This is a genomic window from Streptomyces sp. NPDC031121, assembly GCF_055570615.1.
Genome location: NZ_JBVIGV010000011.1, coordinates 26,936 through 39,561 on the forward strand (window position 1 = coordinate 26,936; position 12,626 = coordinate 39,561).

10 protein-coding genes are annotated in these 12,626 nt (G+C 72.2%); 5 read left to right on the forward strand and 5 right to left on the reverse strand.

What is annotated here, in order from left to right; genetic code table 11:
- Positions 1–471 precede the first annotated feature (471 nt).
- Entirely contained in the window at positions 472–2,193 is a 1,722-nt protein-coding gene (locus ACZ462_RS21350) for a serine/threonine-protein kinase (protein WP_467802938.1), read from the forward strand.
- On the opposite strand, the gene ACZ462_RS21355 is transcribed toward ACZ462_RS21350, so the two are convergent.
- On the reverse strand, positions 2,132–3,013 hold the full coding sequence (locus tag ACZ462_RS21355) for an SDR family oxidoreductase (RefSeq protein WP_467802939.1): 882 nt from the start codon (positions 3,011–3,013) through the stop codon (positions 2,132–2,134). The genes ACZ462_RS21350 and ACZ462_RS21355 overlap by 62 nt on opposite strands.
- Positions 3,014–3,240: 227 nt before the next feature.
- Between ACZ462_RS21355 and ACZ462_RS21360 the strand changes: the two genes are divergently transcribed.
- Together ACZ462_RS21360 and ACZ462_RS21365 are read left to right on the forward strand one after the other, a co-directional pair.
- Complete coding sequence (locus ACZ462_RS21360; protein ID WP_467802941.1) at positions 3,241–4,218, forward strand: GlxA family transcriptional regulator; 978 nt, start codon at positions 3,241–3,243, stop codon at positions 4,216–4,218.
- A gap of 68 nt (positions 4,219–4,286) precedes the next feature.
- Positions 4,287–5,045: an MBL fold metallo-hydrolase gene (locus ACZ462_RS21365; protein ID WP_467802942.1), complete on the forward strand. Its 759-nt coding sequence runs from the start codon at positions 4,287–4,289 to the stop codon at positions 5,043–5,045.
- A gap of 305 nt (positions 5,046–5,350) precedes the next feature.
- On the opposite strand, the gene ACZ462_RS21370 is transcribed toward ACZ462_RS21365, so the two are convergent.
- Both ACZ462_RS21370 and ACZ462_RS21375 read right to left on the reverse strand, forming a co-directional pair.
- A complete protein-coding gene (locus ACZ462_RS21370; protein ID WP_467802943.1) occupies positions 5,351–7,537 on the reverse strand; it encodes a hypothetical protein in 2,187 nt (728 codons plus the stop codon).
- Positions 7,538–8,149: 612 nt separating this feature from the next.
- Positions 8,150–8,323 (reverse strand): CsbD family protein, encoded by a 174-nt coding sequence (locus tag ACZ462_RS21375; protein WP_467802945.1) that lies wholly within the window; start codon positions 8,321–8,323, stop codon positions 8,150–8,152.
- Positions 8,324–8,838: 515 nt separating this feature from the next.
- Here ACZ462_RS21375 and ACZ462_RS21380 point away from each other — a divergent pair.
- Positions 8,839–10,236 (forward strand): insulinase family protein, encoded by a 1,398-nt coding sequence (locus tag ACZ462_RS21380; protein WP_467802946.1) that lies wholly within the window; start codon positions 8,839–8,841, stop codon positions 10,234–10,236.
- 264 nt (positions 10,237–10,500) lie between these two features.
- Here the strand turns inward: ACZ462_RS21380 and ACZ462_RS21385 are convergent, their stop codons facing one another.
- Positions 10,501–10,668, reverse strand: coding sequence for a hypothetical protein (locus ACZ462_RS21385; RefSeq protein ID WP_467803268.1), 168 nt, complete (start codon positions 10,666–10,668; stop codon positions 10,501–10,503).
- 77 nt (positions 10,669–10,745) lie between these two features.
- Here ACZ462_RS21385 and ACZ462_RS21390 point away from each other — a divergent pair, with 77 nt between their 5' ends.
- Complete coding sequence (locus tag ACZ462_RS21390; protein WP_467802947.1) at positions 10,746–11,183, forward strand: SpoIIE family protein phosphatase; 438 nt, start codon at positions 10,746–10,748, stop codon at positions 11,181–11,183.
- A gap of 12 nt (positions 11,184–11,195) precedes the next feature.
- Here ACZ462_RS21390 and aspA read toward each other — a convergent pair whose 3' ends face one another.
- The gene (aspA, locus tag ACZ462_RS21395) at positions 11,196–12,605 is read right to left on the reverse strand and encodes an aspartate ammonia-lyase (RefSeq protein WP_467802948.1); all 1,410 of its coding nucleotides are present in this window, start codon (positions 12,603–12,605) and stop codon (positions 11,196–11,198) included.
- Positions 12,606–12,626 lie beyond the last annotated feature (21 nt).

A 12,626-nucleotide genomic window follows, 5' to 3' on the forward strand; every position in this document is an offset into this window, starting at 1 on the left:
GGATCCGAGGCTACGGACTCGTGACGCGGGCTTCAATGACGCGGCATCTGCGCGCTCGCGCCAAGGCGCGCGGATGCCGCTCCTCACCGCCGCCCTCGCCAAGACGCCACCGCCGCGGAAGCCGCCGGTGGCCTCGGGGAGGATGCCGGACTGCACCGTCCCGAGCGTCGGGGTGCGGCGCAGACGGGGCGCTCGACGACGTCGGCGTACGCGCTCCGGTCGGAGACCGGCACGACGGCGGCGCCCACCCCGGCACCCGGATACCGTCGAGCGCGACCAGGCGGTGCTCGTCCGGCTCGGCGGCGTCAAACGCCTCCCCCACGCAGGCCAGTGTCTCGAAGGCGGCGTTGCCCTCGTGGAGGCCCGGCTGGTGGATCGCCACCCGTTCGGCGGCCAGGAACGCACCGAGGATGGAAAGCTGGTCCGGATCAGGGCGGGCGGACAGGAATTTCCGGAACGGGGGACGTAGCCGTGCGAGACCGAGTCGTCGGAGGCCGCTACCGGTTGGTGCGGGAGCTCGGCGAAGGCGGCATGGGGAAGGTATGGGAGGCGCAGGACGAGACGCTGGGCCGACCTGTCGCCGTCAAGGTGATCTCCCTGCTCGCCGGTGGCGGAAGCCGCGGCGACGAGGCACGCGCAAGGTTCCTGCGCGAGGCACGGATCACCGCCCGACTGCAACACCCCAACGTCATCACCATTCACGACTTCGGTGAGACCGATACCGGGGGCAGCAGGGTCCCGTTCCTGGTGATGGAGCTGCTCCGAGGCGAGGGCCTGGACGCGATGGTGCGCCGAGGTGCTGTCGCCCTGCCGGACGCGGCCCGGTGGGGCGCGCAGATAGGGGATGCCCTCGCCGTGGCGCACGAGACCGGGATTGTGCACCGGGACATCAAGCCGTCCAACATCATCGTCACGCCTTCCGGCAACGTGAAGGTCCTCGACTTCGGCATCGCCAAGGCAGCCGACCCCTCCGCGACCGCGGACCGACTCACCCGGACCGGCTTCATCGTGGGCACACCCCCCTACATGGCGCCCGAACAAGCACGCGGCCTTCCGGAACCGCGGAGCGACCTGTACGCACTCGGCTGCCTTCTCTTCGAGCTGATCACCGGCCGACTGCCGTTCCAGGCCACCGACGCCCTGGGCTACGTCACGGCCCACCTCACCCAGGAACCCCCAGCCCCCAGCCGGGTGTCCCCGAACATTCCACCCGCCTGGGACGACCTCGTACTGAGGCTGCTGCGCAAGGACCCCGATCAGCGGTACCCGAACGCAGCCGACATCTCACGGGCGCTGCGACAGCTTGACCACGCGCCGGTGCCCCCGCCACCGGGCCAGGATCCCCGAGGCATACTTCTGGCCAAGACGGCGCGCGCCATGCGGACGTCACTCGAGCACCGGACGGCCGTCTCGAAGAATTCGCCGGGCAGCGGCGTCCCTGTGCGGCCACCGCAGGTGATGACGCCGACTCAGGCGCCGCGCACCTCGTCGCACGCCTCCTTCGAGATGTCCTGGACCGGCCAGGAGCAACTGGACACCTACGTGGCCACACCGCGCCCGGCTGCTGTCTCGCTCGCCGCCCTGCTGTCCTCGGCGGTGGCGGCGGCCGGCATCTACTTTCCGCTGCGTCTCGGGCTCGTTACGCCGGGAGCTGCTGACGGCCAGGAGGGATGGCTCGCCGTCATGGCGCTCGGAGGGGCGTTCGGCGGGTTGGTCGCACTGTGCTGCATCGCCGGTGTGATCGTGGAGACACTCGCGATCTTCAAGCACGCGAGGATGCCGAAAGTGAGATCCCGGTGGGCGCTTCACGTCGGGCCAGACGGGATCACAACCGGAAGCGCCGCCGGACGGCTGAAGATTCCATGGGACCAGATCCAGCGCGTCAGCATTGAACAAATCCGGAGCCCTCTGGCGTACCGGTACACGGGAATCCATATCGACCTGGAGCCCGGCGCCGGCAAGCCGACTGTGCAGCGGCCGGCAGGCTGGCCCTATCCCCAGCCGGACACCCTCAAGGACGGCGCGCGCCTCCCGCTCTGCGTGCTTGGCCCCATGACGGAAATGCAGCGAAACGAACTCATACAGGCCCTTGCCGGGCACGGCGCTCACCGATGGGTCCCGTCATTTCAGTTCACGACGCTCCCGGTTGACCTCGGGAGGGCCGCCTCTCCGTCTGCTCCGCGCAGTCGGTGAGCTGGTCGGTGAACCGCCGCACACCGCGGAGTCGGGTGTGCAGGGTTCGTTGGGTTGCGCGGCTGTCGAGGCGTACGTCGAGGGGGCCGGGGTGGGGGCTGTGGGCGCGTAGGGCTGTGGGGAGCCGGGATGGGTCGAGGCCGTCGCGTCGGGCGATGAGGGTGCCGAGCTGGTGGCGGCTGACGGCGTCGGGTCCGGCGGCGTGGTGGATGCCGGATGTCTCGCCGGCTGTGACTTCCAGGAGGGCGGCGGCCAGGTCGGTGACGTGGACGGGGCAGCGGATGTCGTCGGTGTAGAGGGCGCCGTGGCGGGTGCCGGTGGCGAGGTCGTGTACGAGCTTTTCGTGGGTGGAGCGTCCGTGGCCGATGATCAGTGAGGTGCGGACGACGGCGGCCTCGGGGTGGACGGCGAGGATGCCGGTCTCGGCGGCCGCCTTGGCTGCGCCGTAGGGGGTGGTGGGGTCGGGGAGGCTGGATTCGTCGTAGTGGACGCGGGTGCCGGAGAAGACGGCGTCGCTGGAGACGTGGACCATGCGGGTACCGTGCTTCGCCGCAGCGATGGCCAGGTGGATCGGGCCCTCCGCGGTGACCCGCCAGTCCGCCCCTCCACTCGATACGTTGATGATGGCGTTGGGGCGCACCCGGGTGAGGGCGGAGTCGATACTGTCTGCGTCTCGCAGGTCGAGGAGGTGCCAGGCGGTGGGAGCTGTGGTGGCGGGCTTGGTCGCGTAGGTGGCGGCCGTGGTGTGCCCGCCTGCGCTCGCCTGCCGGATGAGCTCGGCACCCAGGAACCCGCTGCCACCGATGATCAGAGTGGTCATTCCCGGCACGCCAGTGCCGACAGGGCGGGCTTCGGTGCGGGTTCGAAAGCTTCCGCATCGGCCGGACCCGGGCGTCTCCGCGTCGGACTTCGGATCGGCGTACGGCGAGAGCTCACCCGGCCCTGCGCGGTCCACCCTCCGGTGCCGGAGCCCGGCCAGACGGGCATGTCCGGATGTGACAGAACATGGTCATTGCGGCCGTCGCAGCGGGGCGAAATGATCGGCACATGCTCCCACCGCACAGGGTCGTCATCGCCGCCTTCCCCGGCGTCGACCTGCTCAACGTCACCGGTCCCGCCGAGGTGTTCTCGATGGCCACCCGGGTCGCCGGCACCGCTCGGCCCGGGTACACCGTCCGCATCGCGACCGCGGCCGGCGAACCGGTGGCCACCGCGAGCGGGATCCGGCTGATGGCCGACCTGACGCTGGACCAGGTGCACGGCGACGTGGACACCCTCCTCGTGTCCGGTGCCGTCCGCGTGGACGGCACCGGGGTGGAGCCGGTGCTCGACGGCGGGATCATCGACTGGCTGCGTGAGGCGGCGCCCGGTACCCCCCGGGTCGCCTCCGTCTGCTCGGGCGCGCACCTGCTGGCCGCGGCGGGCCTGCTGGACGGGCTGTCCGCCACCACCCACTGGCGTACCGCAGCGAGGCTGGCCGCGGACCACCCGAGTGTCACGGTCGATCCGGACCCGATCTTCGTCCGGGAAGGCCGTCTGTGGACCTGCGCCGGCATCGCCTCGGGAATGGACATGGCGCTGGCCATGGTCACCGAGGACCACGGACCCGAACTCGCCCTGGCCACCGCCCGCACAATGGTCATGTACGTCAAACGCGCCGGTGGACAGAGCCAGTTCAGTGTGCCGCTGACGGTCCCGGCCGACCCCGGCGACCGGATCGACGACCTGCGCGTCTGGATCGGCGAACACCTCACCGAGGACCTCTCCGCCCAGGCCCTGGCAGGGCGGCTGCACGTGAGCGTGCGCCACTTCTCCCGGCTGTTCCTCCGCCGCACCGGCGTCACCCCGGCCGCCTACGTCGAATCCGTCCGGCTGGAGGCAGCCCGCCGGCTGCTCCAGGACAGCAGCCACGGCCTGGCCGAGATCGCCTCCCTCAGCGGCCTCGGCTCCGTGGAGAGCCTGCACCGTTCCTTCCGCCGCCGCCTCGGCACCACCCCCGCCGAATACCGGCGCCGCTTCCGCTAGACCCGAAGCCCACCGACCGCCCGCGGACCACCGCGCGGCGGAAGACCGCCATGCCCAAGGAGAACAGCGTGTCCCGAACCAAGGTCATACCGATCCCGGTCATGGGCCGGCACACCGTCAACGCGTACCTGCTGCTGGGCCGCCGGCCCGTCATCGTGGACGCGGGGACGCCCGGCAGCGGCCGCAGGATCCACGACCAGGTCGCCGCACACGGGGTGGACCCCGCCGACGTATCCCTGATCATCGTCACGCACGGCCACATCGACCACTTCGGCGCCGCCGCCGAGCTGCACCGCCTGACCGGGGCACCGGTGGCGGGGCACGTCGCCGACCTCGGTCCCTTCCGCGCCGGACGGGCCCGCGAACCCTACCTGCCCACCGGTCCGATGGGCCGCCTCATGGCCCGGCACAAGAACCTGCACCTGAAGGTCGAACCGTTCGAACCCGGGGTACTCGTGACCGGCGAAACCGACCTGGAGGACTTCGGCGTCACAGCACGCATCATGCCCACCCCCGGACACACCGCCGGATCGATCTCGGTCCTCACCGGGGAAGGAGACCTCGTCGCCGGCGACCTGATCGCCAACTCCTTCTTCGGTCTCGTCCAGGGCCGGCCGGCCAACCCTCCCTTCCACGACGACCCGCTGCTCAACCTCGCCAGCCTGCGGAAGATGCTCGCCCTGAACCCGACCCGGCTCCACGTCGGGCACGGCACCCCCCTCGAACCCGACCGCGTCCGGCGCTGGGCCTCCCGGGAACACCGGCGGCTGTCCCGGCTCGAACGAACCGGACGCATCCGCACCCGCGCGGAAGCCGACACAGCCTGACCGCCGGGCCGGGGACGGGGACGGCGCCGGCCCGGCCGCGTAGAGCGCAGGCCGGCCGGCTGCGGCAGCAGCGGACCGGAGAAGGGCTGGAGATCGGCGGGTCGTTTGGCGGGGCGGTGCGCCCCCGATCGCGCGGGGGCCCCGGCCTCGCCGGCGCCGTCGGGCATGGGGCGGGAAGCCGCGAAGCCGGGGTGCCCGCAGGCATCCCGGCTTCGTCGTCGACGGCGAGGAAAGCGGGGGGACTAGTTCAGTGGAGTGGTGAGAAGGAAGTCCGCCCATGGCCTCGCCGGGGCCAACGGTAGCAGTCAGGCCGGGATCAGTGCGCGCAGGTTTTCCGGGGTGATCACCACTGACTGCGGGTGGAGTCCTTCCGGGCGCTCCAGGCCGATGTACGTGACCGGGCCGTTCGGGGGCTGCGTGCCGTCCCACCACGTGGTGGCCGTGGCCCCGTCGGCCATCAGGCCGATCAGGTGCCGGACCGTCAGCTGGTCGCGTTCGACGATGCCGCGCACCAGGGTGGCGACCGACACCCTGTTCCCCTCCACCCGGTTGGCGGTCGGGCTTCCCTTCAGGTACAGGTGCAGCCACTTGGCGCGCCACCTGCCGTCGTCCCCGCGCAGGAACACCAGCGGCAGGGCGACCCTGCCCGTCCCCCGCATCTGCGACTTCATGCGGACCGTGCGGGGCTCGAAGGGGCGGCCCCTCTGATCGGCGTCGCGCAGCATGAAGCCGAAGAACGACTCGGCGACCTCCTCGAAGCCCTCCCCGGAGAAGATGTTGACCTGCGGGACGATGAAGTCGCCGCGTACGGCGTCCAGGCGCAGGTTGATGAACTCCGAGGCGCCGTCGGGCGCGCGGGCGTCGGTGATGTCGCCGGAGTGCTCGCCTTCGATGTCCTGCAGGGCCGTGTACGACAGCCAGGTCAGCGTTTCGTACGACCGGTCCAGCATGAGCGCCGACAGGTCGAAGTCGGTGCTGCGCTGCGCCTGCCGCCAGTGGACGAAGAACCGCAGCAGTTCCCCGTCGACGGGGGAGACGGAGCCGCGCGGGAGTACGCCGAGCCCGGCGGCCGTCGCCTTGCCGCTGAGCGGCAGCGCGACGTCGAGGACGGCGGGGTCGACCAGCAGGTGCCCCGGCTCGGGGAGCCGGCGCCGCGTCTCGGCATCAAGGGCCGCGACGAGGCGCTTGGCCTCGGGCTCCGGAACGGGCGGGCGGGTGTCCGCAGTGACCCAGGCGCGGCCCCCGCGGTTGACGAAGAAGCGGCGCGGGCGCGGTATCCGCTCCCGGATGCGGTTGTGGAAGTGTTCGCGTACCGACAGCAGGACGCGGCCGGAGACCTGCGGGACCGCCTCCTCGGCGGCGGCCGCGACCGCGTCGCGCTCCGCCTGCCCGGGGCAGGCGCGCAGCAGGCGGTCCAGGGAGCGCAGCAGCTTGCCCGGGGCGGCGGATGCCAGCAGCCGTGCCGCGCCCGTGACGTCGTCGGCGCCGAGCAGTTCCTCGACGCGGCTGTCGAGGGTACGGGCCTCCTTCTCGCCGCGGGCGACGGCGAACACGTCGGCGGCGTGCGGCCAGCGCGGGTACTCGTGCGGGTGGAGGCGCTCGCCGAGGCGCTTGAACGCCTCGCGGTGCGCGGTGACGTCGGCAAGCTTGGCGGGGGACGCGGCGACGACCGCGTCGAGGCCGGCGAGGAGGGCCCGCCGGACCGGCCGGGGCAGCGGCCGGAAGCGGGTCGGTTCGGCGAGGGACACGTCGCCGTCCGACAGGGCGCAGGCCAGGCGCAGGGCGTCGGTGACGGTGTCCAGCAGGAGGTCCGCGCCGCGGTCGAGGCGGGCACGGTTGACGACGGCGCGGTTCTCCCGGACCGGGATCTGAGCGGGCTGCGGGCCGTCGGCGCAGTGCCCGGCGAGCACCGCGAGGTCGCGCAGGCCGTCCTCGCCGAGCGGCGCGGCACTGCCCGCCAGGGCCAGGTACAGGGCGGTGGCCTCGGCTTCGGGGGTGCTGCCCGCGTGCAGGACCGTCATGCGGTCCCCGGCGGCGGCGATCAGTTCGTCGTGCGCGGTGAGCATCTCTTCGTAGGTGTGCCGGTAGGTGCCGTACGTCGGGAGGGTCAGCAGGTCGACGACACCGGACCGGAGCTGGTCGAGGGTGCCGGCCCGGGAGGCGTCGCCGTCGAGCGCCTCGCGGATGCACTGCATCCAGAAGTCGAGGGTGTCCGGCACGTTGGCGGGGAAGTCGACGAAGTAGACGTTGTGCCGGACGTGGTCACCGACCATCGCGCGAACGGTGTCGAGGGTGCGTGACGCGGTGTCGAGGACGGTCTCCTCGGCCAGGCACGAGAGGCGCTCCAGCAGTTCGCCCGAGAGCTTGAAACCCACGGACATCAGCGCTGCGTCGAACTGCCGCGCGGCGGCGCCGCCTTGCCCGACCGGCCCGGAGGGGGCCGGGAGGCGGTGGGTGTGCCGGATGACCAGGGATTCGAGAGGGTGGGCCATCCGCGCATGATCCCAGACCGCCCGGCCGGCCGCACACACGTTTTCGACAGCCGGGGCCCGGCCGCAGCCGGGTGCCGGTTCACCGCGGGAAGCGGGGGCGCGTACCGAGTACGCCTGCCAGACCGCCTGCGCCTTGCAGACGAATGCTTCGGCCTCAGCCGCGCCTGCACTTCCTGCCACGCGCGCTGAGCACCTGCACCATGAGTACGGTGACAAGCTGACCTGAGTACGGTGACCGTTCAGCGCCCGGCCGCAGCCGGAGTGTGCCGTTGGGCAGGACTCGTGGCGCCGCTGCCGCAGGCCGTCGCAGTCCTGCTGACCGTGAGCTTGTGAACGTCCCGCTCAGGATCCGGCTTGCCGGCGGTCAGGCGCGCCCCGAGGCGCGGGGGCGGGGACGGCTCGCTCCCGCGCAGGCGCGGGGTCAGCCGGCCAGCCCCGGAACCGAGCGTGCCCGGCGGGCACTGGCAGATTGCACCTGCTGCTCGTGCTCGGCACCGCAGCCGCGGTATCCGGCTTCTTCGTCGTCACCTTCCCCTCACGTGGACGCCGCGGAGGACGCGCCTGGGCCCCGACCCAGGGGGAGGAGGTCGGGGCCCAGGCGCGGGACAGCAGTCAGCGGCGGAAGGTGTCCTTCACGTCTTCCTTGGCGTGGCGGGCGTGGCCCTTGGCCTGATCAGCCTGACCCTCTGCGGTCATCCGCTCGTTGCCGACGGCCCGGCCGACGGTCTCCTTGACCTTGCCCTTGGCCTGCTCGGCGTGCGCCTTGCTCTTCTCCGTGCCCGACATCGGGGACCTCCTCGTTGCTGTACCGGATTGGTCGTGACCGCTCTCTTGCTCCCGATCGCCGGCCGTAAACAGCACCAGATGGCCGGGTGGCTGTGGCAAGGCACCGGCTGCCCGCTCCTGCCGGCCGCTGCTCCGAGCCGTAGAGCCCGTTTCATCGGTTGGCGCGGGGGCTGGCCGGCGACGTCCTTTGGACTCTGGCAGGACCGCCCGCCGAGACGGACGCTCGGCGATTCAGCCAGACATGGTGGGCGCGCGCATCACAGGCCTGCGAGGGCGAGTAGCTGGTGCATGGCTGTGGTCGGCAGGTGGGGGTTGGCGGCCGCGGTGGCCGCGACGGATTCTGCGCAGGTCAAGGTGTCTGTTCAGGGGTGGAGGCGGAAGAGGCGGGGGGCGGCGGGCGCTGTGGGGGTCGAACGTATGATCCGGCCATGCAGCGTGACGTGATCGATGACGTGCCCGTTCTGTGGGCGGAGGCTCCCGGACCTCTTGAGGCCGCCCTCATATTCGGGTGTGGGGTGAACGACGAGACGTTCAGGCACCTGGGCGTGACGCATCTCGTCGAGCACCTGGCGATGAGTACGCTGCCCCGGCTCCACCACGAGCACAACGCGTCGGTCTCGCTCGCCCTCACGGATTTCACCGTGTCGGGGAGTGCCGTGCAGGTGACGGAGTTCCTGGCCCGGGTGTGCGAGGCACTGTCCGCGCTGCCTCTGGAGCGGATGGAGCGCGAGGCCGGTGTGCTGGCTGCCGAGGGCGCCGGGGTTGCCGATCCGACCAGCGCGGAACTGCTGTCGTTCCGGTACGGCACGGTCGGCGCCGGACTGGCTTCCTGGGACGGGCCGGGGCCCGACCGGATCCCCGCCGAGGCCGTCCGTGACGTCGCCGCCCGCTACTTCCATGCGGGCAACGCCGTCCTGGTGCTGACCGGCCCGCCGCCGGAGGGGCTGCGCCTGCCGCTGCCCGGCGGCCCGCGGCCCGAGCGCGGCAAGCCGCAGCCGGTGGTGAAGGCGGGGCCGGGCTGGTTCCGGGCCGAAGTACCCGGCCCCGGTCTGGCCCTCCACGGCGACCTCGACGACCCGGCGCTGGTCCTCGCCCATGCCGTGCTGCAGGAACGGCTCCGGCAGCGGGCACGGCACCAGGAGGGCTTGTCGTACGAGGTGGGCGGCGGCCGTATCGCCACCGGCGCCGGGCACGGCGAGTACACCCTGTGTCTGGATGCCCGGGAAGGCCAGGAAGAGCGCGTGGCCGAGCTGCTGTGGCAGGAGGCCCTGCGGATGGCGAGCACCGGAGTCACCGAGGAGGAACTCGCTGAGGAGCTGGCCGGTTTCCGCGAGGCCTGGCTCGACCCGCGGTCGACGCCGTCGGAACTCGGCGAAGCGGCCGCGTGCCTGCTGCTCGGCCTCGACTACCAGGACGCGCAGACCCGGCTGGACGCCCTCGCGGAGGTCACTCCGGAACGGGCGCGTCAGGCGTTCACCGCTGCGCTCGCCACCGCCCTGCTCGTCGTCCCCTGCGATGTGGAGGTGCGGTTGCAGCGGCTCGACGGCGCCCCCCTCGCCTTGGAGCGCTGCTCCACGACGGGGGTGCTCCCGCCCGACGTGCGGGTTTTCAAGCCGTCGCTGCTGAAGCGGACCGTCTCTTCCGCCGCCCGTGCGGCGCGGCTGGGCGTGGGGCCTTCGGGACTGTGGTGCCACGACGCCGACCATGATGTGCACCATGTGCCTTTCGACGAGGTGGTGGGCGTCGAGATGCGGGGCGCGGGCCGCGTGGTGTTCGGCTCCCGCGGCTGTCTCGTCCCGGTGGTGCCGGAGCTGTGGGCGAAGATCGGGCCCGCCGTCGCCGCCGTCGACGCCGCCGTACCGGAGGCGCTGCGCTACGAGACCTCCGGCCTCCTCGGCGGCGGGGACGACTGACCGGCCGGTCGGACAGGGCCGGCGCCTGGCCCGCGCGGACGTCCGCCACGCCGGGGGAGGTTCCTCGTACGCGAGCGTGCTCGAGCGAGGTCGGGCCCGGCGCTGCTGCGGGCGCGGGACCGCAGCAGCCGGTGAACCGGATGCCGCCGTCCCGCCCCGGCGGCTGCCGGTCGGCTGGGCCGTCGGCTGAGACGAGCCGCCTTGTGCCGCCCGTGGCAGGAGGCAGTTCCTCGGGGGCCCCTTGAGCAGTGTCAGAGCGCCAGGTCAGGCACCGGTCTTCTTGTTGAACCATCCGAGTGAGTGGGCGGCCACCGCGCCGACGCTGAGGATGCCCAGCGGGACGATCTTGAACCAGACGGCAGCGGCTTCCACGGCCACGAGCAGGGCGATGGCGCCGGCGGCCAGCGCTCCGAGCACGAGCATGCCCAGCACGACACGAATCTTGGAAACCAACGGACGACCCCCCGTGTTCAGCCGCACTCTCCTGACCGGACAGCGCGCACTATCGAATGGACAAGAGACCGTACAGGTACGGGAGTTGGGTGTGTCAATCCCGGCAGCGTCGCGTCGGAGCGCCCGGCGCACGAAGGCTCGGACGGCCTCCGCGGCTCACCGCCCGGCCCCGGTCCGCCCTGCTGGACACCCGGCACCGGGGGCCGCTGCCGGGGCTGCTGCCGGGCGAGGCGTCCGCGACGGCCGACGTGCCGCTGGAGCCGGGCGACCGCCTGCTGCTCTGCACCGACGGGCTGGTCGAGCGGCGCGGTGAGGACATCGAGGCGGGCATCGGCTCCTTGCGGGAGCACCTCGCGGAGTGCGCGGGCGGCGACGCCCGCCGGACCCTCGACGCGGTGGTCGCCCGGTACGCCGGGGACCGGTTGGAGGACGACACCTGCCTGGGGTGGTCGAAGCCCTCTGCCACCGCGCCGCCACCGCGGGTCCGGCGGTAGCCGGCCGTGGTGTCAGGCCGAGTCCGCGCGCTGTCCCGCGATCGCCTCGGGGCGCAGGAGGGCGGCGAGCCGCTCGGGCGGGAGCAGGCCCTGCTCCAGGACGAGTTCGGCGACGCCGCGGCCGGTGGCGAGGGCCTCCTTGGCGATGCCGGTGGCGGCGGTGTACCCGATGTGCGGGTTGAGGGCGGTGACCAGGCCGATCGAGTTCTCGACGGTCGCGCGCAGCACCTCGGTGTTGGCGGTGATGCCGTCCACGCAGCGCTCCGCGAGGGTGAGGCAGGCCGCGCGGAGGTGCGCGACGGACTCGGAGAGCGAGTGCAGGATGATCGGTTCGAAGGCGTTGAGCTGGAGCTGGCCCGCCTCCGCGGCCATGGTGATGGCGACGTCGTTGCCGATCACCTCGAAGGCGACCTGGTTGACGACCTCGGGGATCACCGGGTTGACCTTGCCGGGCATGATGCTGGAGCCGGCCTGGACCGGCGGCAGGTTGATCTCGCCGAGGCCGGCGCGCGGGCCCGAGGAGAGCAGGCGCAGGTCGTTGCACGTCTTGGAGAGCTTGACGGCGATGCGCTTGAGTACGCCCGACATCTGGACGAACGCGCCGCAGTCCTGTGTGGCTTCGACCAGGTTGGCCGCGGTGACCAGGGGCAGGCCGGTGATGTCGGCGAGGTGGCGGCGGGCCGTCTCGGCGTAGCCGGCGGGGGCGTTGAGGCCGGTGCCGATCGCGGTGGCGCCGAGGTTGATCTCGTGGATCAGCTCCACGGCTTCCGCGAGGCGGCTGCGGTCCTCGTCGAGCATGACGGCGAACGCGGAGAACTCCTGCCCGAGCGTCATCGGCACGGCGTCCTGGAGCTGGGTGCGGCCCATCTTCAGGATGTCGCGGAACTCGACGGCCTTGCGGGCGAAGGCCTCCTGGAGGACGGCCATGGCTTCGAGGAGGCCGTGCACCGCGGAGGCGGTGGCGATGCGGACGGCGGTCGGGTAGACGTCGTTGGTGGACTGGCCGAGGTTGACGTCCTCGTTGGGGTGCAGGTGCCGGTATGCGCCCTTGGGGTGGCCGAGGAGTTCGAGCGCCCGGTTGGCGACGACCTCGTTGGCGTTCATGTTGGTCGAGGTGCCGGCGCCGCCCTGGATGACGTCGACGACGAACTGGTCGTGCAGCTTCCCGCTGCGGATCTCCCGGCAGGCGGCGGTGATCGCGGCGGCCTTCGCGGGCGCCAGCAGGCCGAGTTCCTCGTTGGCGAGGGCGGCGGCCTCCTTGACGGCGGCGAGCGCGTCGATGAGGTGGGGGTTCGCGGATATGGGGGTGCCGGTGATGGGGAAGTTCTCGGTGGCGCGCAGGGTGTGGACGCCCCAGTAGGCGTCTGCGGGGACGTCGCGGTCTCCGAGCAGGTCGTGTTCGCTTCGGGTGGCGGCGGGCATGGGTGTGCGGGTCCTGTTCCT